This window comes from Serratia bockelmannii, from assembly GCF_008011855.1.
Classification (GTDB): domain Bacteria; phylum Pseudomonadota; class Gammaproteobacteria; order Enterobacterales; family Enterobacteriaceae; genus Serratia; species Serratia bockelmannii.
In genome coordinates this window covers 235782-258232 of the sequence record NZ_VOUX01000004.1, presented here as the reverse complement: position 1 = coordinate 258232, position 22451 = coordinate 235782, and the positions used below count along the sequence as shown (strand labels likewise).

The 22451-nt window shown below is 58.1% G+C and carries 24 protein-coding genes; 8 read left to right on the top strand and 16 right to left on the bottom strand.

Annotation, left to right across the window (positions count from 1 at the left end):
* Positions 1-2: 2 nt before the first annotated feature.
* Positions 3-317, top strand: a complete 315-nt coding sequence (locus FOT55_RS08620) for a DUF4180 domain-containing protein (protein WP_238476095.1) — start codon at positions 3-5, stop codon at positions 315-317.
* 43 nt (positions 318-360) lie between these two features.
* On the opposite strand, the gene ptsG is transcribed toward FOT55_RS08620, so the two are convergent.
* The 14 genes from ptsG to yceD all read right to left on the bottom strand — a co-directional run bounded on the left by ptsG (position 361) and on the right by yceD (position 12671).
* Positions 361-1794 carry a PTS glucose transporter subunit IIBC gene (gene ptsG, locus FOT55_RS08615; protein ID WP_049205136.1) on the bottom strand — a complete coding sequence of 478 codons (1434 nt, stop codon included), beginning with the start codon at positions 1792-1794 and terminating at the stop codon, positions 361-363.
* Positions 1795-2137: 343 nt separating this feature from the next.
* Positions 2138-2914: a metal-dependent hydrolase gene (locus tag FOT55_RS08610; protein WP_043141693.1), complete on the bottom strand. Its 777-nt coding sequence runs from the start codon at positions 2912-2914 to the stop codon at positions 2138-2140.
* A 19-nt stretch (positions 2915-2933) separates the two neighbouring features.
* Positions 2934-3941 (bottom strand): DNA polymerase III subunit delta', encoded by a 1008-nt coding sequence (gene holB / locus FOT55_RS08605; RefSeq protein WP_147823364.1) that lies wholly within the window; start codon positions 3939-3941, stop codon positions 2934-2936.
* Entirely contained in the window at positions 3941-4579 is a 639-nt protein-coding gene (gene tmk, locus FOT55_RS08600) for a dTMP kinase (protein WP_025302415.1), read from the bottom strand. Before tmk ends, holB begins: the two co-directional genes overlap by 1 nt.
* Complete coding sequence (mltG, locus tag FOT55_RS08595) at positions 4569-5594, bottom strand: endolytic transglycosylase MltG (protein WP_099817324.1); 1026 nt, start codon at positions 5592-5594, stop codon at positions 4569-4571. The genes tmk and mltG overlap by 11 nt, the downstream gene beginning before the upstream one ends.
* A gap of 13 nt (positions 5595-5607) precedes the next feature.
* Positions 5608-6405: an aminodeoxychorismate lyase gene (pabC, locus tag FOT55_RS08590; protein ID WP_060432868.1), complete on the bottom strand. Its 798-nt coding sequence runs from the start codon at positions 6403-6405 to the stop codon at positions 5608-5610.
* Between the two features lie 145 nt (positions 6406-6550).
* A complete protein-coding gene (gene fabF / locus FOT55_RS08585) occupies positions 6551-7792 on the bottom strand; it encodes a beta-ketoacyl-ACP synthase II (protein ID WP_060432867.1) in 1242 nt (413 codons plus the stop codon).
* A gap of 82 nt (positions 7793-7874) precedes the next feature.
* Entirely contained in the window at positions 7875-8111 is a 237-nt protein-coding gene (gene acpP, locus FOT55_RS08580) for an acyl carrier protein (RefSeq protein ID WP_004719003.1), read from the bottom strand.
* Positions 8112-8265: 154 nt separating this feature from the next.
* Positions 8266-9000, bottom strand: coding sequence for a 3-oxoacyl-ACP reductase FabG (gene fabG, locus FOT55_RS08575; RefSeq protein ID WP_016928193.1), 735 nt, complete (start codon positions 8998-9000; stop codon positions 8266-8268).
* 11 nt (positions 9001-9011) lie between these two features.
* Positions 9012-9941, bottom strand: a complete 930-nt coding sequence (gene fabD, locus FOT55_RS08570; protein ID WP_015377451.1) for an ACP S-malonyltransferase — start codon at positions 9939-9941, stop codon at positions 9012-9014.
* 18 nt (positions 9942-9959) lie between these two features.
* Positions 9960-10913, bottom strand: coding sequence for a beta-ketoacyl-ACP synthase III (locus FOT55_RS08565; protein ID WP_060418432.1), 954 nt, complete (start codon positions 10911-10913; stop codon positions 9960-9962).
* Positions 10914-10919: 6 nt separating this feature from the next.
* Positions 10920-11954 (bottom strand): phosphate acyltransferase PlsX, encoded by a 1035-nt coding sequence (gene plsX / locus FOT55_RS08560; RefSeq protein ID WP_025302410.1) that lies wholly within the window; start codon positions 11952-11954, stop codon positions 10920-10922.
* An 11-nt stretch (positions 11955-11965) separates the two neighbouring features.
* Positions 11966-12133 (bottom strand): 50S ribosomal protein L32, encoded by a 168-nt coding sequence (rpmF, locus tag FOT55_RS08555; RefSeq protein ID WP_004927778.1) that lies wholly within the window; start codon positions 12131-12133, stop codon positions 11966-11968.
* A 16-nt stretch (positions 12134-12149) separates the two neighbouring features.
* Positions 12150-12671 (bottom strand): 23S rRNA accumulation protein YceD, encoded by a 522-nt coding sequence (gene yceD / locus FOT55_RS08550; protein WP_004927780.1) that lies wholly within the window; start codon positions 12669-12671, stop codon positions 12150-12152.
* Between the two features lie 141 nt (positions 12672-12812).
* On the opposite strand from yceD, the gene FOT55_RS08545 reads away from it, so the two are divergent.
* Entirely contained in the window at positions 12813-13394 is a 582-nt protein-coding gene (locus FOT55_RS08545; protein ID WP_141997760.1) for a Maf family protein, read from the top strand.
* 6 nt (positions 13395-13400) lie between these two features.
* Here the strand turns inward: FOT55_RS08545 and rluC are convergent, their stop codons facing one another.
* Complete coding sequence (gene rluC / locus FOT55_RS08540; RefSeq protein WP_141997758.1) at positions 13401-14360, bottom strand: 23S rRNA pseudouridine(955/2504/2580) synthase RluC; 960 nt, start codon at positions 14358-14360, stop codon at positions 13401-13403.
* Positions 14361-14912: 552 nt separating this feature from the next.
* Here rluC and rne point away from each other — a divergent pair.
* Positions 14913-18293, top strand: a complete 3381-nt coding sequence (gene rne / locus FOT55_RS08535) for a ribonuclease E (protein ID WP_147823363.1) — start codon at positions 14913-14915, stop codon at positions 18291-18293.
* 60 nt (positions 18294-18353) lie between these two features.
* Here the strand turns inward: rne and FOT55_RS08530 are convergent, their stop codons facing one another.
* Positions 18354-18641, bottom strand: a complete 288-nt coding sequence (locus FOT55_RS08530; protein WP_025302406.1) for a putative quinol monooxygenase — start codon at positions 18639-18641, stop codon at positions 18354-18356.
* A 213-nt stretch (positions 18642-18854) separates the two neighbouring features.
* On the opposite strand from FOT55_RS08530, the gene pyrC reads away from it, so the two are divergent.
* The 5 genes from pyrC (at position 18855) to solA (ending at position 22337) form a co-directional block, all read left to right on the top strand.
* The gene (gene pyrC / locus FOT55_RS08525; RefSeq protein WP_043141719.1) at positions 18855-19901 is read left to right on the top strand and encodes a dihydroorotase; all 1047 of its coding nucleotides are present in this window, start codon (positions 18855-18857) and stop codon (positions 19899-19901) included.
* 75 nt (positions 19902-19976) lie between these two features.
* Complete coding sequence (gene dinI, locus FOT55_RS08520; protein ID WP_043141722.1) at positions 19977-20216, top strand: DNA damage-inducible protein I; 240 nt, start codon at positions 19977-19979, stop codon at positions 20214-20216.
* A gap of 130 nt (positions 20217-20346) precedes the next feature.
* Positions 20347-20625: a hypothetical protein gene (locus tag FOT55_RS08515; protein ID WP_004927809.1), complete on the top strand. Its 279-nt coding sequence runs from the start codon at positions 20347-20349 to the stop codon at positions 20623-20625.
* Positions 20626-20826: 201 nt separating this feature from the next.
* Complete coding sequence (gene bssS, locus FOT55_RS08510) at positions 20827-21081, top strand: biofilm formation regulator BssS (RefSeq protein WP_004927812.1); 255 nt, start codon at positions 20827-20829, stop codon at positions 21079-21081.
* 140 nt (positions 21082-21221) lie between these two features.
* A complete protein-coding gene (gene solA / locus FOT55_RS08505; protein WP_049205124.1) occupies positions 21222-22337 on the top strand; it encodes an N-methyl-L-tryptophan oxidase in 1116 nt (371 codons plus the stop codon).
* Positions 22338-22451: the final 114 nt, after the last annotated feature.

Here is a 22451-nt window from a genome sequence, read left to right as displayed (position 1 = left end):
CGATGAGCTACGCCGTGCAGCACGTTCATGGCCTGCGCCTGGTGGTTTTCGCCGAAGCCGGGCCGCTGTTGAAAGACGAAAACGACGTCAGCCTGTTTATCGCGCCCGCTTTTGAACACGAGGCCGGGATGATTGCCCTCCCCGTCAACCGCCTCGACGCCGCCTTCTTCCAGCTAAGAAGCGGCGTGGCCGGCGCCGTATTGCAGAAATTCATCAACTACCGCCTGCGCGTGACGCCAATCGCGGCGAACAGATCCGGTTCCTTCCTTCTCTCGCCGAGCTCGAACAGCGGCTTGGTACCTGACGGCAGGCAATAAAAAAGGGAGGCTTTCGCCTCCCTTGATAACTCCCCTGCCTGAATCAGTGATTACGGATGTATTCGTCCATATCGGTTTTCAGGTTGTCGGACTTGGTGCCGAAGATGGCCTGCACGCCGGAGCCAGCGACGACTACGCCGGCTGCGCCCAGTTTCTTCAGGCCCGCCTGGTCAACTTTGGACACGTCGGCCACACTGACGCGCAGACGGGTGATGCAAGCATCCAGGTTAGTGATATTTTCTTTACCGCCGAAGGCCTGAACCAGCGCGGCGGACATTTCGGAACCGCCCTGCGCAGTCTGCTCGGCAGCGCTGTCTTCACGGCCAGGGGTTTTCAGATCCAGTTTGGCGATCAGCACGCGGAAGATGGTGTAGTACACCAGACCGTAGATGATACCGACGATTGGGAACAGCCAGATTTTGCTGCTGTTGCCGCTCAGTACGATAAAGTCGATCAGGCCGTGCGAGAAGCTGGTGCCGTCACGCATGCCCAACAGGATACAGATTGGGAACGCCAGGCCGGCCAGGATAGCGTGGATCACGTACAGGATCGGCGCGACGAACATGAAGGAGAACTCGATCGGCTCGGTGATACCGGTCAGGAACGAGGTCAGCGCGGCGGAGATCATGATGCCGCCGACTTTCGCACGGTTTTCCGGCTTGGCCGAGTGCCAGATGGCGATGGCCGCAGCAGGCAGACCGTACATTTTGAACAGGAAGCCGCCGGACAGTTTGCCCGCGGTTGGGTCACCCGCCATGTAGCGAGGGATGTCACCGTGGAATACCTGGCCCGCCGCGTTGGTGAACTCACCAATTTGCATTTGGAACGGTACGTTCCAGATGTGGTGCAGACCGAACGGCACCAGAGCACGCTCAACCACGCCGTAAATGCCGAAGGCCACGACCGGGTTCTGATAAGCCGCCCACTGCGAGAAGGTCTGGATAGCCGTACCGATCGGCGGCCAGATGAAGGACAGCACTACGCCCAGAACGATCGCCGCCAGACCGGAAATGATCGGCACGAAGCGCTTACCGGCAAAGAAGCCCAGGTATTCCGGCAGTTGAATGCGGAAGAAGCGGTTGAACATATAGGCCGCGATGGCGCCGGAGATAATCCCCCCGAGCACACCGGTATCCGCCAGGTGTTTGGCCGCAATCTCTTCAGCCGGCAGGTGCAGCACCAGCGGCGCAACCACCGCCATGGTTTTCACCATGATGCCGTAGGCCACCACCGCCGCCAGCGCGGAAACGCCGTCGTTGTTGGTGAAGCCCAGAGCAACGCCGATGGCGAAAATCAGCGGCATGTTGGCGAAGACCGAACCGCCCGCCTCCGCCATCACGTGGGAGACTACCGCAGGTAGCCAGCTAAAGTTGGCGGAGCCGACGCCCAGCAGGATACCTGCGATAGGCAACACGGACACCGGCAGCATGAGCGATTTACCTACTTTTTGCAGGTTTGCAAATGCGTTCTTGAACATAGTTGAGTGTGCTCCTGAGTAATAATGCTTTGCTACTTCTTGTCGCGATGATTCGCGCTGCAAGGGGGGGAGAAAAACCCCTGCAATTCAGGGTGTCTGAGCACCCCTTGAATTTATTACGCAGAGTAAAATAAATAGCCTGCGCAATGTTTGATGACAATCACGTTTCGATGATCGAGCCGCGGTAACTTTGCATAAACCGGCTGTTTTTTGGCAAAACAGGCCAAAAAACACGCATCAATCCCCCTGAAACGGGAGGGAACCTTACCCGTTTCAGTGATTAATTACGAGCTTAAAAAAAATTACGCAGACAATGACCTACAGCTATAGCCTAGGTCAAAGATCACAGATCGAGGTGAAATAAGCGTGAAAAGTTGGCGGTGGTGGCTTCGGCCAGTTGTTCCAGGCTGACGCCCTTCAATACTGCCATGTATTCAGCCACATCACGCACATAGGCAGGTTGGTTTTCTTTGCCGCGATGCGGCACCGGCGCCAGATAAGGCGAATCGGTTTCCACCAGGATGCGATCCAGCGGCACATAGCGTGCCACTTCGCGCAGCTGTTCGGCATTGCGGAAGGTGACGATGCCGGAGAAGGAGATGTAGAAGCCCAGATCCAGCAAAGCTTCGGCCGTGGTCAAATCTTCAGTGAAGCAGTGCAGCACGCCGCCGCAGTCCTGTGCGTTCTCTTCACGCAGGATCGCCAGCGTGTCCGCGCGCGCCTCGCGGGTGTGGACGATCACCGGCTTGTTCAGATCCCGGCCAATGCGGATATGTTCGCGGAAAGAGTCCTGCTGCAGCTCAAGATTGTCTTTCTGGTAGAAGTAATCGAGCCCGGTCTCTCCCAGCGCTACCACCTGCTCCGCCGCCGCCAGGCGACGCAGCTCGGCGTAATCATACCCCTCTTCCAGATTGAGCGGATGCACCCCGCAGGAGAAAGCCACATCGTTGCGCTCGCCGATCAGTTCGGTCATGGAACGGTAACCCGGCAACGTGGTGGCGACCGCCAGCACATAGCCGACGTCGCGCGCTTTGGCTTTGGCCAGCGCATCGTCCACATTCTGATGCAGCGTTTGATAATCCAGACTGTCAAGGTGGCAATGAGAATCGACTAACAACATAATTTTTAACTCTTTTACTTTACAGCGAATGAGGGTGGGAATAGCCGGCGGCGCCAAGCATCTGTTCCCAGCGAAGTAACTGTTCGGTCAGCAGCAGCTCGCGATTGACACCCACCACGATGAGCAGCTGATGGCGGCAGGTCAGCCACTGCTGCACGATCTGCTGCAGCGAGGCGCTGCTCAGCACGCTGGCCAGCTGATGCACCAGTGGTTGCTGATCCTGATTCAATACATAGTGATGCGCGCCCTGCTGCCACTTCATCGCGTCCACCAGCAGCGCGCACAACCAGTGCAGGCGCTCGGCGACATCTTCATGGTTCAGCACCGGCAACAGCGACAGCATATCGCGCTGCGGCAGCGCGGCGCTCAACGCGGTGCACAGGGCGCTGCGCTGTTGCCACTGCTGCGGCTGCAACAGCTGTTCGGCGGCCAGCGGCGCGCCGTCGTGCAGGCGCAGCGCCGTGAGGCGGTCTGTCTGAGAACCGGCCGCCTGCCGGCCCAGCCACTGCAGGCTGAGCTGCTCATCCGGGCTGGCCAAATGCCAATAAAGACAGCGGCTGCGCAGCGTCGCCATCAGCCGCGACGGCTCACGGCAACCCAGCAGAAAATAGGTTTTCTCCAGCGGCTCTTCCAGCGTTTTAAGCAGTGCGTTGGCCGCCGCCTCGGTCAACTGTTCCGCCTGCGGCAGCCAAATCACCTTGGCGCCGCCCTGCTGCGCGTGGGCGTACAGCGTTTCAATCACCTGGCGGATCGGTTCGATACCCAGGTTGCTCTTGCCCTTTTCCGGCGCCAGCACGTGATAATCCGGGTGATTCCCCGCCAGCATCAGCCGGCAGCTGTGGCACTCGCCGCAGCTTTTTTCGCCGTTGCGCTGTTGGCAGATCAACCAACGGCTCAGGCCGTAGGCCAGCGCATCGTCACCATTGCCCGCCGCCGCATGCAGCAGCAGCGCATGGTGGCCGCGACCGTCGGCGTACTGCCCAATCAGCTGGCGATAAGGGCCATTCAGCCACGGGTACCAGTTCATTATGCGCCTTCCTGCTGCCGCAGCCAGTGGCCGACGCAGTCGCGGATCGCCGCGGTCACCTGTTCCAGCGGCTGGGCGGCGTCAACGGTAACGATCGTTTCATCCTGCGCCGCCAGCTCAAGATAGCGAGCGCGGGTGCGTTCGAAGAACGGCAGCGCCTCCTGTTCGATGCGATCCAGCTGGCCGCGCGCCTGCGCGCGTTGCAAGCCGACCAGCGGAGGCAGATCGAGATAAACCGTCAAATCCGGGCGGAAATCCCCCAGTACGGTGTCGCGCAGCGAGCTCATCAGCTGTGGGTCCACACCGCGGCCGCCGCCCTGGTAAGCCTGTGAAGAGAGATCGTGGCGGTCGCCCACCACCCAGGCACCACGCGCGAGGGCGGGTTTGATCACGGTTTCCACCAGCTGCACGCGCGCAGCGTACAGCATCAAGACTTCGGCCTTGATGGTCGGCAATTCGCCGTCGATGCCGCGTTTGAACAGTTCGCGCAGCTTCTCCGCCAGCGGTGTGCCGCCCGGTTCGCGGGTGAAAACGATGTCGTTGATGCCATGTTCGCGCAGCACATTGACTACCGTGTCACGCGCTGTGGTTTTGCCCGCGCCTTCCAGCCCTTCGATTACAACGAATTTACTTTTCATTCTTTTCCTTTAACGCCTGACGGTACACGCGCACCGCCTGGTTATGGCTCGCCAGATTGGTGGTGAAGGTATGCCCACCCTTGCCGTCGGCGACAAAATAGAGATATGGCGTTTTGGCCGGATTGGCGGCCGCTTGCAGCGAGGCCTCGCCCGGCATGGCGATCGGCGTTGGCGGCAGGCCGGCGATCACATAGGTGTTGTAAGGCGTCGGCGTCTCCAGATCCTTGCGCGTGATGTTGCCATTATAGCTTTCGCCCATGCCGTAGATCACCGTCGGATCGGTCTGCAGGCGCATGCCGATGCGCAAACGGTTGACGAACACCGACGCCACCTTGCTACGCTCTTCCGGCACCGCGGTCTCTTTCTCGACGATCGAGGCCATGGTCAGCAACTCTTCCGGCGTTTTATACGGCAGGCTGGTGTCGCGGCCGTCCCAGGCGGCCTGCAGCGCTTTGTTCATACGAACATGTGCGCGTTTGAGCAGCGCGATATCGCTCATGCCGGCGGTATACTGATAGGTATCCGGGTACAAATGCCCTTCCGGGGTTTCTCCCGCAGGAATGCCGAGCGCTGTAGCGATCTCCACTTCGCTCTTGCCCGCCAGGGTGTGTTTCAGGTATTTGGACTGCTGCAGCACCTGCTGCCAATCACGCAGTCGTGAGCCTTCAATAAAGCGTGCGGTGAACTGCGCCTCTTTGCCACTGGCCAACAGTTTCAGCATCTGGCGCACCGTCATGCCCGGCGTGAACCGGTAGGTACCGGCTTTAAACTCCGCCAGCTCCGGCTCCAGTTTCAGCAGCCACTGGAACCAGCGGCCGTTGCGCACCAGTTTATCGCGCACCAGTAATCCTTCCAGCGCCACCCGGCCGGTGCCGGCAGGCAGTTTGAAGATGGTTTCTTGCTGGATAGCCAGCGGCGTATCGGCAAAGCGTTCGATCTTCTGGTAGCCCCAAAACAGCAGCGCCAATACCAGAACAACAATAACAGACAGGACCTTCAGCTTTCTTTTCTTCATCAATCAGCCATGGTTAACAGTGTGGACGCAAAAAATCATACAGCTGGCGCGAATGATAACGCCATGATTGAGCAACGTTTACCGGCAGCAGCGGCATCAGCGCGTTGCTCACCAGGACTTCGTCGGCATCGGCCAGCGTCTCCAGCGGTTCGCTGACGCAGTGCAGACGGTATTCCGAGCCCGCCAGCAGCGCGATCACCCGCCGCCGCATCAGGCCCGCGACGCCCGCCTGGCTCAGGTCCGGGGTAAACACCGCTTTTCCCTTACGCCAGAACAAATTAGCCGCACAGCATTCCACCAGCATACCGGCAGTGTCAAGCACCAGTGCCTCGTCGGCGGCCGTCTGGTCAAGATGCGCGCGGATCAGCACCTGCTCCAGGCGGTTCAAATGCTTCAACCCCGCCAGCAGCGGATTGCGCGCCAGCGCCACCGGGCTGAGCGCAAGCGTGATGCCCTGCTCGCGCCACTGCAAATAGTGCGCAGGGTAGCTGCTGCGGGCGACGATGCGCGTTGGATTTTCGCACCCCGTCGGGCTGTAGCCCCGCCCGCCGCTGCCGCGCGTCAGTATCGCTTTGACCACGCCGAGCGGAATTGATTCGGCCGCCTGAGCCATCTCGCGCTCGAAAGCAGCCCAATCGGTAGTGGGCAGCATCAGCCTCTGTGCCGTTTGCTGCAGCCGCTCCAGGTGCCAGGGCAACAGCTCGATTTTACCGTCGATAACCCGGGCGGTAGTAAAGCAGCCATCGCCGAACTGCAGGCCACGATCGCTCGGCGCCAGCGCATCGTGGCGTTGTCCGTTGATCCAGTACATGCTTCCTCCTGTTGCCGGGTGATTTCATTACGCTCGCAGAATAGCAGGCGACGAGGCAATACGCAGCCCTGCTGACGGCCGGACGCCAGGCGTAAAAAAGCCCGGTTAAAAAACCGGGCTTTTCATCAGCGAACAACCGCGCGAGTTACACTCGGCGGAAGATCAGCGAGCCATTGGTGCCGCCGAAGCCGAAGGAGTTGCACAGGGTGAACTCCATATTGCTGACCTGGCGCGCTTCGTGAGGCACGAAGTCCAGATCGCAACCTTCATCCGGGTTATCCAGGTTGATGGTTGGCGGTACCGCCTGATCGCGCAGCGCCAGCACGGTAAAGATGGACTCGATCGCGCCCGCCGCACCCAACAGGTGGCCGGTCATCGATTTGGTCGAGCTCACCAGCACGCGCTGGGCATCAGCGCCGAAGACGGATTTCACCGCCTGCGCTTCCGCCTGATCGCCCGCCGGCGTAGAGGTGCCGTGCGCGTTGATGTAACCGATTTGTGACGGGGTCACACCGGCGTCAAGCAGGGCATTTTCCATCGCCAGCGCAGCGCCTGCGCCGTTTTCCGGTGGTGACGTCATGTGATAAGCATCGCTGCTCATCCCAAAGCCAACCACTTCGGCATAGATTTTCGCGCCGCGTTTTTTCGCGTGTTCGTACTCTTCCAGCACCATCATGCCGGCGCCGTCGCCCAGCACGAAGCCGTCGCGGTCTTTATCCCACGGACGGCTCGCCGCCTGCGGGTTGTCATTACGGGTGGACAGGGCGCGCGCTGCGCCAAAGCCGCCGACGCCCAATGGGGTGCTGGCTTTCTCTGCCCCACCGGCCAGCATCACGTCAGCATCATTGTAAGCAATGATACGCGCTGCATGGCCGATGTTGTGCACACCTGAAGTACAGGCGGTGGCGATGGAAATGCTTGGGCCACGCATGCCGTACATGATTGTCAGGTGGCCTGCAATCATATTCACGATGGTGGAGGGCACGAAGAACGGACTGATTTTCCGTGGGCCACCGTTAACCAGTGAACTGTGGTTTTCTTCGATCAAACCCAGGCCGCCGATGCCGGAACCGATCGCGGCTCCAATACGGCTGGCGTTAGCCTCGGTGATGTCCAGACCTGCATCCTGCATGGCTTGCATGCCGGCAGCGATACCGTACTGGATAAAGGCATCCATCTTGCGCGCATCTTTGCGGGAGATGAAATCCTCAGAATTAAAATTCTTTACCAGGCCAGCAAACTTGGTCGCATAGGCAGTGGTATCGAAATGGTCGATCAGGCTGATGCCACTCTGACCGGCAAGAAGAGCGTTCCACGTGGACTCTACCGTATTGCCGACAGGAGACAACATGCCCAGTCCGGTCACAACTACTCGACGCTTAGACACGTTTGTCCTCCAGGGAGGGAAAAATATGACACTAGGGATAGAAAAAACTTAGGCGGTCGAACGACCGCCTAGATATGTTCTCTTACTGCTGGCTGGCGTTGATGAAATCAATAGCTGCCTGAACAGTAGTGATCTTCTCAGCTTCTTCGTCTGGAATCTCGGTGTCGAATTCTTCTTCCAGTGCCATTACCAGCTCAACGGTGTCAAGAGAATCAGCGCCCAGATCTTCAACGAAAGAAGCGTTGTTCAAAACTTCTTCCTGTTTAACACCCAGTTGCTCAACAATGATTTTCTTAACGCGTTCTTCGATAGTGCTCATACTCTTAAATTTCCTATCAAAACTCGCTTTCGCGATGGTTTTCGTAGTGTATAAAATGCTGAAAAAGATGCAACTAAATCCCGGCTGGTCAAACCACGATTTTACGCTATTTTGCGGTTTTTGCCTCAAATAACGCAAATGGTTTTCACATTTTTTAAATCATGTACATGCCGCCATTGACATGTAACGTTTCACCGGTGATGTAGCCGGCCTCATCAGAGGCCAAAAATGCAACAGCGCTGGCGATTTCTTTAGCATCGCCCAGCCGGTTGGCTGGAACTGATGACAAAATGCCTGCGCGTTGATCATCTGTCAACGCCCGTGTCATGTCCGTCTCAATAAAGCCAGGTGCCACGACGTTGACCGTAATGCCACGTGAAGCAACTTCACGTGCCAAAGATTTGCTAAAACCAATCAGGCCGGCTTTAGCCGCCGCGTAGTTCGCCTGCCCTGCGTTCCCCATGGTGCCGACTACAGAACCGATGGTGATGATACGGCCAAACCGCTTTTTCATCATAGCGCGCATTACCGCTTTTGACAGGCGGAATACGGAAGTCAGGTTGGTGTCGAGGATATCCTCCCACTCGTCATCCTTCATACGCATCAGCAGGTTATCACGCGTAATGCCGGCATTATTCACTAAAATGTCGATTTCGCCAAATTCGGCGCGAATCGATGCCAGCACGCTGTCGATAGATTGCGCATCAACAACGTTCAACATAAACCCTTTGCCGTTTGCGCCCAGGTAGCTGCTGATCGCTTCAGCGCCGCTCTCGCTGGTCGCGGTACCGATCACTTTGGCGCCGCGTGCCACAAACGTTTCTGCAATAGCTCGGCCAATACCGCGGCTTGCGCCGGTGACCAGAACGATTTTACCTTCGAAGCTCATCATTTTCCTCTTTATTGTTCAAGCGCCGCCGACAGGCTGGCGGTGTCGTTCACCGCCGCAGCCGTCAGGGTGTCAACAATACGTTTAGTCAGACCGGTCAGCACTTTGCCCGGCCCCACTTCCAGCAGCGACGTCACTCCCTGTGCTGCGATAAACTCTACGCTTTCGGTCCAACGCACCGGGCTGTACAGCTGACGCACCAGCGCGCTGCGGATCGCTTCCGGATCGTTTTCGGTGCGCACGTCGACGTTGTTCACCACCGGCACCTGCGGCGCGTTGAAGGTGATGTCCTGCAGCGCCACGGCCAGCTTGTCGGCGGCCGGCTTCATCAGCGCACAGTGCGAAGGCACGCTCACCGGCAGCGGCAGCGCACGTTTGGCGCCGGCAGCTTTACAGGCGGCGCCTGCGCGTTCAACCGCTTCTTTGTTGCCGGCGATGACCACCTGGCCCGGCGAGTTGAAGTTGACCGGAGAAACCACCTGCCCCTGCGCAGACTCTTCGCACGCCTTGGCGATCGCGTCGTTGTCCAGACCGATGATGGCGTACATCGCGCCGGTACCTTCCGGCACTGCTTCCTGCATCAGCTTGCCGCGCAGCTCGACCAGACGGATCGCCGCCTTGAAGTCCAGCACGCCGGCGCAGACCAGCGCCGAGTATTCGCCCAGGCTGTGACCCGCCATCAGCGCAGGCGCTTTACCGCCCTGCTGCTGCCAAACGCGGAAAATCGCCACCGAGGCAGCCAGCAGAGCCGGTTGGGTCTGCCAGGTTTTGTTCAGTTCTTCCGCCGGGCCTTGCTGCACCAGCTGCCACAGGTCGTAACCCAGGGCGGAGGAAGCCTCGCCGAAGGTTTCTTCGACGATCGGGAACTGTGCGGCCAACTCGGCCAGCATGCCAACGGTCTGCGACCCCTGGCCCGGGAAAACAAAAGCAAATTGCGTCATTTTTTCTTCCTGTCCAAATCAGAAACGAACCAGCGCCGAGCCCCAGGTAAAGCCGCCGCCAAAGGCTTCCAGCAGCACCAGTTGGCCACGCTGAATTCGCCCGTCACGCACCGCTTCGTCCAGTGCGGAAGGCACCGAGGCGGCAGACGTGTTGCCGTGACGATCGAGCGTCACCACCACTTTGTCCATCCCCATGCCCAGCTTTTTCGCCGTTGCGCTGATGATGCGCAGGTTGGCCTGGTGCGGCACCAGCCAATCCAGCTCGCTGCGATCCAGGTTGTTGGCCTGCAGCGTCTCGTCGACGATGCGCGCCAGCTCGGTAACCGCAACCTTGAAGACTTCGTTGCCCGCCATGGTGACATAGGCCGGCTTGTCTTGATTCTGACGATCCTTGTACGGCAGCGTCAGCAGGTTGCCGTAGCTGCCGTCGGCATGCAGATGGGTAGACAGAATGCCCGGCGCTTCAGACGCCCCCAGCACCACCGCACCCGCACCATCGCCAAACAGAATGATGGTGCCGCGATCTTCAGGATCCAGCGTGCGCGACAAGACGTCCGCGCCGATAACCAGCGCATGTTTGACCGCGCCGTTTTTCACGTACTGATCGGCCACGCTGAGCGCATAAGTAAAGCCGGCGCAGGCCGCAGCCAGATCGAACGCCGCGCAGTCTTTGATGCCCAGCATTTGCTGCACCAGGCACGCCGCGCTCGGGAATGCGTGAGTCGTGGTGGTGGTCGCCACGACGATAAGCCCAATGTCTTCTTTAGCCACACCTGCCATTTCCAGCGCTTTCTCAGCGGCCTGGAAGCTCATCGTCGCGACGGTTTCATCCGCAGCGGCGATGCGACGTTCGCGGATACCGGTACGCGTGACGATCCATTCGTCAGAGGTATCCACCATTTTTTCCAAATCAGCATTGGTGCGCACTTGTACGGGCAAATAACTCCCCGTACCGAGAATCTTTGTATACATGTACGATCAGTCACTCTTAGGTAATACAGCCTCAAGGCGCGCAGCAATCCTTTCCGGGACTTGCCGCTGCACCGCCTGCACAGCCTGTTCGATTGCGACTGCAAACGCGTGAGGGTTCGCAGCGCCGTGGCTCTTGACTACGGTGCTGCGCAATCCTAACAGACATGCGCCATTATACTGGTCGGGGTTCAGGTGGCCGAACCGCTTAACCACCCGTTTTTGCAACCAACGGCCCAACAATTTCAGCCACCACGCTTGCTTGTTTCCGTCGCCGGACGATTTCAGCAGCGATAAGAATACCCTGACCACCCCTTCCATGGTTTTCAGGGTGACGTTGCCCACGAAGCCATCGCAGACCAACACGTCGGTCTTGCCGGTGAGCAGTTCGTTTCCTTCCAGGTAACCAATATAGTTGATTGCCGGAGTATTTTTTAGCACAGCGGCCGCTTCGCGGATATTATCCAGGCCTTTGGTCTCTTCTTCGCCAATATTCAGCAGCGCCACCCGCGGTTGCGCAATGCCGATCACCTCTTCCGCCATCACCGCGCCCATCACGGCAAACTGCACCAGCATGGTACTGTCACACTCAACGTTGGCGCCCAGATCCAGCACCACGGTTTTACTGCGTTGCTGATTCGGGATCGCCGTCATCAGCGCCGGGCGCTCGATGCCGTCCAGCGGCTTGACCAACAGCTTCGCCAATCCCATCAGCGCACCGGTATTACCGGCGCTGACGCAGCCCTGCGCATTGCCGCTGCTGAGCTGTTCGAGCGCAATGCGCATCGACGTGCCGCGGCTGGCGCGTATCGCTTGTGAAGGTTTTGCGTCGCCGGCGATCACAGACTCGGCGGGCACGACTTGCAGACGCTCCAGAAGAACCGGATCGGCATGGGCAAGCAAAGGGGAGATGACGTCGGGATTGCCGACCAGCAGGAGATGAAGCTGTAAATTAGAGGCCAGTGCCTGCAACGAAGCAGGCACTGTGACGCAGGGACCGAAGTCCCCGCCCATTGCATCTAACGCCAGGGTTAGACGAGTCAAGGTATCGCTACTTAGCCGATAACCTTGCGACCGCGGTAGAAACCGTCGGCAGTGATGTGGTGACGACGGTGAGTTTCACCGGATACTTTGTCTACAGACAGAGTAGTCGTGGTCAGAGCATCGTGCGAACGACGCATGCCACGCTTGGAACGGGTTGGTTTATTCTGTTGTACGGCCATGGACCTTACTCCTCAATTACTTACGCTTTAAACTGGCTAATACGGCAAACGGATTCGGTTTCTCCGCCTCGGGAGGCAGTTGGCCAAATACCATGTCCGCTTCGGACACTTCACAGTGTTCAGATTCATGTACCGGAACGACAGGCAGTGAAAGAATAATTTCGTCTTCAATCATTGCCAACAGATCGACTTCGCCAAACTCGTCAACTTCGATCGGTTCGTACGCTTCCGGTAATGCCTCAGCCTGCTCATCATTGACGACCGGGCTAAAACAATATGTTGTGTGAACCTGATGTTCGAACGGGACTCCACAGCGTTGGCACATCAACGTTACCGTGACGTCCGCATGCCCTGTTATCACCGCGAGGCGCTGATTGTCGATATTAAACGACAACGACACCTCAACATCACTGTCCACACTGACCACGGAGTCGGCAACACGAGTAACCTGCTCAGGCGCATAGACACCAGCATAGTCCAGGCGTTTCTGAGCGGTACGTACCGCATCAATGGTCAAGGGTAATTTTACCTTTTGCATAGGGCGCGCATATTAACTTTGTAACGACATAGAGTCAAAGAAAAAGGCCGTAAAACGGCTCCTTTCACCAATATTCGCTTCCACAGCGGCCGACAGTTTAAAATGCCGTACCCATTTACGCTACGGTTTGCGAAAAAAATTATGCAGAGATTGCTTTTAGCCTCCACCTCCCCCTATCGAAAAATGCTGCTGGAGAAGCTGCAACTGCCGTTCGACTGCGCCGCGCCGCAGGTGGATGAAACCCCACTGCCGGGTGAAAGCGCCGAAGCGTTGGTGCTGCGCCTGGCGACAGCGAAGGCTCAGGCGCTGGCCCTCGCCTACCCCGAGCATCTGATCATCGGTTCCGATCAGGTCTGCGTGATCGATGGCAGCATCACCGGCAAGCCCCATACCGAGGTGAACGCCCGGGCGCAGCTGCGCCAGGCCAGCGGCCAGGCCGTGACCTTCTATACCGGCCTGGCGCTGTACAACAGCCGCAGCAAGCAGCTGCAGGCCCTGTGCGAGCCTTTCCACGTGCATTTTCGCGCGCTGAGCGAGGCGGAGATCGCCGCCTATGTGCGTCTAGAGCAACCGCTGAACTGCGCGGGCAGTTTCAAGAGCGAGGGATTGGGGATCGCGTTGTTCGACAGGCTGGAAGGCCGGGATCCGAACACCCTGATCGGCCTGCCGTTGATCGCGCTGTTGGAGATGTTGCGGGCTGAAGGCATCAACCCGCTGGTCTGACACGGATTATTTGGTCGCCTGCTGGCGCAGCACCTGCAGGCAGTGACGCAGTTCTTCATCCATCGGCGCTTCGATACGCATCGTTTCGCCGGTGGCCGGATGCTCGAAGCGCAGCGCCGCAGCGTGCAGGAACAGCCGCTTCAGGCCGGTACCCGCCAGCTGACGATCGAACTCGCGGTCGCCATAGCGATCGTCAAAAGCGATCGGATGCCCGGCATGCAGCGTGTGCACGCGGATCTGGTGAGTTCGCCCGGTGATCGGGCTGGCCTTCACCAGGGTGGCGAATTCGTAACGCTCCTCCACCTTGAAGCGGGTTTCCGAAGGCTTGCCTTCGCTGTTGACACGCACGATACGTTCGCCGCTTTGCAGAATATTTTTCAACAGCGGCGCCTGTACGGCCTTGCAGTGGGACTGCCATTGGCCGCGCACCAGCGCCAGATAATCTTTCTGCATGCCTTTCAGGCGCAGTTGCTCATGCAGCGAACGCAGCGCGGAACGTTTTTTGGCGACCAACAACACGCCGGAGGTGTCGCGATCCAGGCGATGCACCAGTTCCAGGAAGCGGGCTTCCGGGCGCAGCGCGCGCAGCCCTTCAATCACGCCGAAGCTCAGGCCGCTGCCGCCGTGCACCGCGGTGCCGGAAGGTTTGTTAAGGATCAACAGATGATCGTCTTCATACAGGATGCAGTCTGCCAATGCGGCCACTTTATCCAGCTTCGCCGACACCGGCGCCTCTTCGCGCTCGGCTACGCGCACCGGTGGTACGCGCACCACGTCGCCGGCCGCCAATTTGTATTCGACCTTGATGCGCCCTTTATTAACCCGCACCTCGCCTTTACGCACGATGCGATAAATCATGCTCTTCGGCACGCCTTTCAGGCGAGCGAGCAGAAAGTTGTCGATTCTCTGACCGGCTTCGTCGTCGGAAATCGTGATGAATTGTACTGCTGGATTGTTCGTTTTCATGGTGCGGGATTCTAAATAGAGCGCGTGAATAGCGCCACATCTTTTTCTGTGCTTAACTGTCTCTCTGACGGCGGGCGAAACACCAGCGGACAATAAGGCAGCAAGCCGATTTGAACGTTTGCGATTTCTTCCGCAGTTAAGGAAAAGTCACCTTGCTATAACGGCATCAGCAGTGGAATAATGCAGTCACTTTCCGCGTTGATTCTCGTTAAACAGGGAAAACGGTGGAATTATAAAATTTGTCTGATTGCGCAAAAACGCAGCAATGGCGTAAGACGTAATGCGAAATCAAACAATTAGCGGGCTGCGGGTTGCAGCTTGGCCGGCAAATGGAATCAGATCTGTCGACGTAAATCAGAGGCTATTCCCCTAGTAAAAGTGCTGTCTTTCACAAAGAAAAGCAGGCTTACCGAGATAATGCGCCCCTATGCAGGCGACAACCGTGAGGTTGACGGCTTTGCGAGAAGACACGGGGCTTTCGGTTTAACTCCGGCCATGAGGTTATTTTGCCCGCAGCTTTGTCGATAATGTAAAAATAACGAGTAAGTTAAGATGAAAAGAATGTTGATTAACGCAACTCAGCAGGAAGAGTTGCGTGTTGCCCTCGTAGATGGACAGCGGCTGTATGATTTGGATATCGAAAGTCCGGGTCATGAGCAGAAAAAAGCGAATATTTACAAAGGCAAAATCACCCGCATTGAACCAAGTCTTGAAGCAGCGTTCGTGGACTACGGCGCAGAACGACATGGTTTCCTCCCTCTTAAAGAAATCGCCCGCGAATACTTCCCTAGCAATTACTCTTCCCATGGCCGCCCGAACATCAAAGATGTGCTGCGCGAAGGCCAGGAAGTCATCGTTCAGGTAGACAAAGAAGAACGTGGCAACAAAGGCGCCGCCTTGACCACCTTCATCAGCCTGGCGGGCAGCTATCTGGTGCTGATGCCGAACAACCCGCGCGCCGGCGGTATTTCTCGCCGCATCGAGGGTGACGATCGTACCGAGCTGAAAGAAGCGCTCTCTTCGCTGCAACTGCCAGACGGCATGGGCCTGATCGTTCGCACCGCGGGCGTAGGCAAATCCGCCGACGCGCTGCAGTGGGATCTCTCCTTCCGTCTGAAGCACTGGGAAGCGATTAAAAAAGCCGCCGAAGGCCGCCCTGCACCGTTCCTGATCCACCAGGAAAGCAACGTTATCGTGCGTGCCTTCCGCGATTATCTGCGCCCGGACATCGGCGAAATCCTGATCGACAACCCGAAAATTCTCGATCTGGCCAAAGAGCACATCGCTGCGCTGGGCCGCCCGGATTTCAGCAGCAAAATCAAACTGTACAGCGGTGAAATTCCTCTGTTCAGCCACTATCAGATCGAATCGCAGATCGAATCCGCCTTCCAGCGCGAAGTGCGCCTGCCGTCCGGCGGCTCGATCGTCATCGACAGCACCGAAGCGCTGACCGCCATCGACATCAACTCCGCACGCGCAACCCGCGGCGGCGACATCGAAGAGACGGCGTTCAACACCAACCTGGAAGCGGCGGACGAGATCGCTCGCCAGCTGCGCCTGCGCGACCTCGGCGGCCTGATCGTCATCGACTTCATCGACATGACGCCGGTACGCCACCAGCGCGAAGTGGAAAACCGCTTGCGCGACGCCGTGCGTCAAGACCGCGCGCGCATCCAAATCGGCCGCATCTCCCGCTTCGGCCTGCTGGAAATGTCACGCCAGCGCCTCAGCCCGTCGCTGGGTGAGTCCAGCCACCACGTGTGCCCACGCTGTAACGGCACCGGTACCATCCGCGACAACGAATCGCTGGCGCTGTCCATCCTGCGCCTGATCGAAGAAGAAGCGCTGAAGGAAAACACCAAAGAAGTTCACGCTATCGTGCCGGTTCAGGTCGCTTCGTACCTGCTGAACGAAAAGCGCGAATCCGTCAGCGCGATCGAAAAACGTCAGGGTGGCGTGAAAGCCGTCATCGTGCCGAACGATGAAATGCAAACCCCGCACTACTCGGTGCTGCGCGTGCGCAAGGGCGAGGAAACCTCTACCCTCAGCTACCTGCTGCCGAAACTGCACGAAGAAGACATGGAGCGTCCGCTGGAAGATGCGCCGATGGAACGCAAGCGTCCGGAGCAACCGGCCCTGGCTTCCTTCTCCCTGTCCGCCGATGTGCCGCCGCCGGCTGAAGAACCCGTCGCCGTTGCCAAACCTGTCGCTGCAGCCGCCAAGGCTAAAGCCGCAGCGCCGGCCGCCGCTAAACCGGGCTTCCTGGGCCGCCTGTTCGGTGGTCTGAAGAACTTGTTCGCCGGTGAAGAACAACCTGCCGTCGAAGAAGCCAAACCGGCCGAAACGCCGAAGGCGGAAGGCAACGGTGAGAACCGTCGTCAGGATCGTCGCGGTCAGCGCCGTCAAGGCACCGGCCGTAAAGAGCGCGGTGAGCGTAGCGACCGTGGCGATCGCCCGGAACGCGGCGAGCGTAAAGAGCGCGGTGAAGGCCGTGACAATCGCGAGCGCGATAACCGTGAACCGCGTGAGAACCGTGAAGGCCGTGAATCGCGTGAATCCCGCGATGAACAGCGCCGTAACCGCCGCAACCAGCAGCAGAACGCGCCGGTAGCGGAGGAAACCGCTTCGGAAGAAGGTGCTAAAGCGCCGCGCGAAGATCAGCAGCAACGCCGTGAGCAGCGTGCTGAACGCCAGCGTCGTCGTCAGGAAGAGAAACGTCAGGCTCAGCAGGAAGTGAAAGCGCTGGAAAGCGTTGACGCAGTCGAGAGTACCGACGAAGAGCGGGAAGAGCGCCAGCAGCAGAACATGCAGCGCCGTCAGCGCCGCCCTCTGTCGCAGAAAGTGCGTATCCTGTCTGCGGAAGAAGAGCTGCAGCGTGCAGCGGAAGAGCTGTTGGCGCCGAAAGCGCCGGTAGCGAAAGCCGAAGACGCGCAGCCGACCGCCGACGATAGCGTCAAGCTGTTGCCGGAAACCGTTGCCGCACAGCCGGAAGACGATGCCCAGGGCGAAAGCCGCGGCAACGGCGAAGGCATGCCGCGTCGTTCCCGTCGTTCACCGCGTCACCTGCGCGTCAGCGGCCAGCGTCGCCGTCGTTACCGCGATGAGCGTTACCCGCTGCAATCCCCAATGCCGTTGGCGGGCGCGTTCGCTTCGCCGGAAATGGCATCAGGCAAAGTATGGGTAAGCTACCCGGTCGCTCAGGTTGAAGAAGCCGAAGTGCAAACCGAAGCCGTAGAGCAGGCGCCGGTTGTCGCCGCAGCGGTTGAACAGCACAGCGTTACCGTGGAAGACACTCAGACCGCGGCCAGCGTCAACGGACCGGCACCCGAAGCCGCCGTTGAAACTGCTAGCGTTACCGTAACGGAAGAAGCTGCAGTCGTAGCACCGGTTGTAGCCACTCCGGCCGAGGAAATCCCGGCGCCGGTGGAAACCACCCCGGCAACTGTTGCAGTTGAACAGCCGAAAGTGGAAGAGACTGCCCCTGCAGTGGAAGCCGAGCCGGTAGCTGAAACCGTAGCTGTAGAGCCAGTGGTTGAACCTGCGCCAACGGAAGACGAGCCTGTGGTCGAAGTTGTACCGGTGGTAGAAGCCACGCCAGCGGAAGAAACGCCAGTGGTAGAAGCCGCACCTGCGGCAACCTCCGTGGAAGCTGCTCCGGTCGAAAAAGCCCCAGCGCCAATCGCCGCAGAACCTGCACCTGCAGTTGCGCAGCAGCCGGCGCCGGTGAAAGCCGTGCAGGACGCGCTGTACAAACACATCGCCACTGCGCCGATGACTAAAGCGCCTGCGCCAGCCTACGTGCCGGAAGAACGCAAGCACAGCAACTGGCAGCGCCCTTCCTTCAACTTTGAAGGCAAAGGTTCAGCCGGTGGTCACTCGGCAGTGAGCCAGGCCACCGCGCCTGCCACAAAGCCGCAGCCGGTTAACGAATAAGTTAATCTGCAACCCTAAAAAAACCCGCCATCGGCGGGTTTTTTCTTGCCTGTAAAAAGCTCAGGCGATCTTTTTCAGTTTCTTGATGTCCAGAACATCCAACTTGCCGTCAAGTCGACTGACGAACTGCTGAAAATGCGCCGTCTCATTATGCTTATCCAGCGCTTCGCTGCTGGCCCAACGCTCAAAGAACACGAAGGTGCCCGGCTTTTCCAGATCGCGATGCAAATCATATTGCAGGTTGCCCAGCTCCTGGCGGCTCGGCTCGAGAATGTCGTGCACCGCTTCACTGACTGCGGCCTCAAATCCCGCTTTCGCTTGCAGGGTGGCGATAACGCGTACTTCCATTGTTTTCTCCCTTTCCACTTGATGAAAGTCGACGGTATTGGCGTCGGCATCGTTGAAATCCTTGTCACTATGCGCCTGCTGCGCCGTTGATTTCAACTTGTCGCCAACAAACAGATGCATCTGCGGCACTTTCCGCTTATCCTTACACCCCGGCGTGAATAAACCCATTATTCGCTTTTCATTAGACGTATTTGACCGCCGGAGCCTAGCTAGATGACCGCACAACCTCAAGTTCTGAAAATCCGCCGCCCAGACGACTGGCATATCCACCTGCGTGACGATGAGATGCTGAAAACGGTGGTGCCCTATACCAGCCAGGTATTTGGCCGGGCGATCGTGATGCCGAACCTGGTTCCGCCCGTGACGACCGTGGCCGCCGCGCGCGCCTACCGCGATCGAATTCTGGCGGCGGTGCCGCAGGGTCACAACTTCACTCCGCTGATGACCTGTTACCTGACCAACTCCTTGGCGGCCAGTGAACTGGTCAGCGGTTTCGAGCAAGGGGTGTTTACCGCCGCCAAGCTGTATCCGGCCAACGCCACCACCAACTCCAGCCACGGCGTCAGCGACGTGACCGGCATTTATCCGCTGTTCGAACAGATGCAAAAAATCGGCATGCCTTTGCTTATCCACGGCGAAGTGACCGATCCTGCCGTCGATATTTTCGACCGCGAGGCGCGCTTTATCGAACAGGTGATGGAGCCTATCCGCCGTCACTTCCCGGAGCTGAAAATCGTCTTCGAGCACATCACCACCAAAGAAGCGGCACAGTACGTGCAGGCAGGCAACCGTTTCCTCGGCGCCACCATCACGCCGCAACACCTGATGTTCAACCGCAACCACATGCTGGTCGGCGGCATTCGCCCACACCTGTTCTGCCTACCGATCCTCAAGCGCAACGTCCATCAGGAAGCGCTGCGTCAGGCGGTTGCCAGCGGCTCGGACCGTTTCTTCCTCGGCACCGACTCCGCGCCGCACCTCAAGCATCGCAAAGAGTCCAGCTGCGGCTGTGCCGGCTGCTTCAATGCGCCGAATGCCATCCCGGCTTACGCAGCGGTCTTCGAACAGCTCGGCGCACTGGAGCACTTCGAGGCTTTCTGCTCGCTCAACGGCCCACGCTTCTATGGCCTGCCGCTCAACGAAGACTTCATCGAACTGCAGCGCGTGCCAACCACCCAACCGGAAGAGATTACCCTCGGCAATGAATCCGTGATCCCCTTCCTGGCGGGTGAAACCCTGAACTGGTCGCTGAAAGACTGATATTTTTGCATCGCCCTCTTGCCCTCGCACTCGGTTAACTGTATAAATAAACAGTAAATCGCTTCGGGGGCAATTATGCGTGTTGAAGTCACTCTAGATAAAACCCGGCCGCTGCCGTCGGGCGCCATTGAGGCGCTGACCGGTGAACTGGGCAAACGGGTCAATCGCCAGTTTCCAGACGCCGTCGTTCATGTACGTTATGCTGGCGCCAACGGGCTCTCCGTGCTGGGGGGCGCCAAAACCGATCGGGATCTGATCGAGGAAATCCTTCAGGAAACCTGGGAAAGCGCGGACGAATGGTTTAGCGCAGAATAACACTGCAATGCTGTTTTTGCCGGGGGTCGCTCTCCGGCTTTTTTGTTTCTGGCGCCCTGCCCATTCATCGCTTACCCTTACTCTGAAACAAAATCTGCCTCAGCGCTGTATTTAACGCAAAGGAGTAAGCATGGCCCCGGACAAGGTGAAATCCGAAGACGCAATGACGTTTGGCGAACTGCTGGCGCTGATTGCCGATCAGAAAAGGCGCTTGAACGTACTGGAAGTAGCTTTCTCTTATCTGGCCTTCAGCCTGGATGACAAAGCCAACCAACGGCTGATCCACAGCCTGAAGCTGGAATCGCACAGCCAGAATCGTGATGCCGAAACGCAAAAGCATTTCGCCCATTTGGCCGAAGAGCTGGAAAAATGTCTGCATGGTGCATCGCCACCTGCCGACGCGGAATAACGCGCTGCGCTTGACTCGTCCACTGCTGCACCTGCAAATTTGTAGAATAATTGTTCAAATAAATATTTATTTTGCAAATTTCGGTGACAACCCCCTCCACCGATGAAAGCGGATGCGTATACTGTAATTGCTCTCATGATGATGAGCCGCATTGATCCTCGTTAGTCACTCACGGTAGTTACTACTCAATAAGGGGTCTTTATGGACAGAAATGATGAAGTAATTCAGACGCACCCGCTTGTCGGTTGGGATATCAGTACTGTCGACGTTTACGACGCCATGATGATACGCCTTCATTACCTGTCTTCACTAGACCAAACGCCCGAAGAAGCCCAAGTAGACCGAACGCTTTGGCTGACTACAGATGTCGCCCGTCAATTAATCAATATCTTAGAAGCCGGCATCGCCAAGATTGAAGCTACGGATTACCAGGATCTTGATCGCAGAAAACATTGATTTATCGTCTCCTACCCCCTAAGGCGCCGCGACCATTCCCGGCGCCTTTTTCTTTGCCTTTCATCGTTCAATCAGTGCATTGCGCCCGCCAACCTTTTATCATGGGGCGATAAGAAATCGCTATCAGAGAGGGTGGGTACGTGGAATATGATTTGATTGTGGTGGGCAGCGGTTCCGTCGGCGCAGCGGCAGGCTATTACGCCACGCGGGCCGGCTTGAAAGTGCTGATGATCGACAGCGCCATTCCCCCGCACCGCAACGGCAGCCATCACGGCGATACCCGCATCATCCGTCACGCTTACGGCGAAGGCGAAAAGTACGTGCCGCTGGTGCTACGCGCCCAGGCGCTGTGGAATGCGCTGATTCAACAATCCGGCGAGGAACTGTTTCAGTCGTGCGGCGTCCTCAATTTGGGGCCGCAGCACTCCGACTTCATTCGCAATGCTCAGCAGAGCGCGCAAACATTCCGTCTGAATGCGCAAACCCTCAGCGCCGAACAGATCGCTCAACGCTGGCCGGAATTCCGGGCCCCGGAAGGTTATGTCGGCGTGTTCGAGCCCGACGCCGGCTTCCTGCATGCTGAGCTGGCGATAGCCACTCTGATCAAGCTAGCAAAAGAAGCCGGCTGCAGCCAGTTGTTCAACTGCCCGGTCAGCGCGGTGGAGCCTATCGATGGCGGCGTTGAGGTCATCACCGGCGAAGGGCGTTTCACGGCGCGAAAAGCGGTGATCACCGCCGGTACCTGGGTCAAAGCGCTGTTGCCGCAGTTACCCGTCGCGCCACTGCGCAAAGTCTTCTCCTGGCATCAGGCAGATGGCCGCTACAGCGTGAACAATCGTTTCCCGGCCTTTACCGTCGAAGCGCAAGACGGCACGCACTATTACGGTTTCCCGGCGGATAACGACGGCCTGAAAGTAGGCAAGCACGACGGCGGCCAGCCGATGGATGCCCCCGAGCAGCGCAAACCCTTCGGCAGCTACGCCAGCGACGGCACGGAAGTTTTCTCCTTCCTGCGGCAATTTTTACCGGGTGTAGGCGTATGTTTACACGGCGAAGCCTGCAGTTATGATATGAGCCCCGACGAAGACTTTATTATCGATACGCTGCCGGATTGCGATCGCCTGATGGTCATCAGCGGATTGAGCGGCCACGGCTTCAAGTTCGCCAGCGCGTTGGGTGAGATTGCCGCGCTGTTCGCGCAGGACAAAGCGCCGCCGGTCGACGTCTCCAGCTTTGGTCTGAAACGATTTAGCTAAGCGAAGGATTTCTCTGTCCAGGTTGCCGTCGTGCCCTGGACAGCAAAATTTAGCGGTTACAATTTATTAACCTGCTAACTCTTTTAAATACCAAGTAAAAATCCTGATAACGGA

What these genes read in the sequence shown, in the direction of transcription:
- FOT55_RS08620 (WP_238476095.1), top strand. Translation starts at nt 3, where the DNA reads ATGAGCTACGCCGTGCAGCACGTTCATGGCCTGCGCCTGGTGGTTTTC.
- ptsG (WP_049205136.1), bottom strand. Translation starts at nt 1,794, where the DNA reads ATGTTCAAGAACGCATTTGCAAACCTGCAAAAAGTAGGTAAATCGCTC.
- FOT55_RS08610 (WP_043141693.1), bottom strand. Translation starts at nt 2,914, where the DNA reads ATGTTGTTAGTCGATTCTCATTGCCACCTTGACAGTCTGGATTATCAA.
- holB (WP_147823364.1), bottom strand. Translation starts at nt 3,941, where the DNA reads ATGAACTGGTACCCGTGGCTGAATGGCCCTTATCGCCAGCTGATTGGG.
- tmk (WP_025302415.1), bottom strand. Translation starts at nt 4,579, where the DNA reads ATGAAAAGTAAATTCGTTGTAATCGAAGGGCTGGAAGGCGCGGGCAAA.
- mltG (WP_099817324.1), bottom strand. Translation starts at nt 5,594, where the DNA reads ATGAAGAAAAGAAAGCTGAAGGTCCTGTCTGTTATTGTTGTTCTGGTA.
- pabC (WP_060432868.1), bottom strand. Translation starts at nt 6,405, where the DNA reads ATGTACTGGATCAACGGACAACGCCACGATGCGCTGGCGCCGAGCGAT.
- acpP (WP_004719003.1), bottom strand. Translation starts at nt 8,111, where the DNA reads ATGAGCACTATCGAAGAACGCGTTAAGAAAATCATTGTTGAGCAACTG.
- fabG (WP_016928193.1), bottom strand. Translation starts at nt 9,000, where the DNA reads ATGAGCTTCGAAGGTAAAATCGTTCTGGTCACCGGCGCAAGCCGCGGT.
- fabD (WP_015377451.1), bottom strand. Translation starts at nt 9,941, where the DNA reads ATGACGCAATTTGCTTTTGTTTTCCCGGGCCAGGGGTCGCAGACCGTT.
- FOT55_RS08565 (WP_060418432.1), bottom strand. Translation starts at nt 10,913, where the DNA reads ATGTATACAAAGATTCTCGGTACGGGGAGTTATTTGCCCGTACAAGTG.
- rpmF (WP_004927778.1), bottom strand. Translation starts at nt 12,133, where the DNA reads ATGGCCGTACAACAGAATAAACCAACCCGTTCCAAGCGTGGCATGCGT.
- yceD (WP_004927780.1), bottom strand. Translation starts at nt 12,671, where the DNA reads ATGCAAAAGGTAAAATTACCCTTGACCATTGATGCGGTACGTACCGCT.
- FOT55_RS08545 (WP_141997760.1), top strand. Translation starts at nt 12,813, where the DNA reads ATGCAGAGATTGCTTTTAGCCTCCACCTCCCCCTATCGAAAAATGCTG.
- rluC (WP_141997758.1), bottom strand. Translation starts at nt 14,360, where the DNA reads ATGAAAACGAACAATCCAGCAGTACAATTCATCACGATTTCCGACGAC.
- rne (WP_147823363.1), top strand. Translation starts at nt 14,913, where the DNA reads ATGAAAAGAATGTTGATTAACGCAACTCAGCAGGAAGAGTTGCGTGTT.
- FOT55_RS08530 (WP_025302406.1), bottom strand. Translation starts at nt 18,641, where the DNA reads ATGGAAGTACGCGTTATCGCCACCCTGCAAGCGAAAGCGGGATTTGAG.
- pyrC (WP_043141719.1), top strand. Translation starts at nt 18,855, where the DNA reads ATGACCGCACAACCTCAAGTTCTGAAAATCCGCCGCCCAGACGACTGG.
- dinI (WP_043141722.1), top strand. Translation starts at nt 19,977, where the DNA reads ATGCGTGTTGAAGTCACTCTAGATAAAACCCGGCCGCTGCCGTCGGGC.
- FOT55_RS08515 (WP_004927809.1), top strand. Translation starts at nt 20,347, where the DNA reads ATGGCCCCGGACAAGGTGAAATCCGAAGACGCAATGACGTTTGGCGAA.
- bssS (WP_004927812.1), top strand. Translation starts at nt 20,827, where the DNA reads ATGGACAGAAATGATGAAGTAATTCAGACGCACCCGCTTGTCGGTTGG.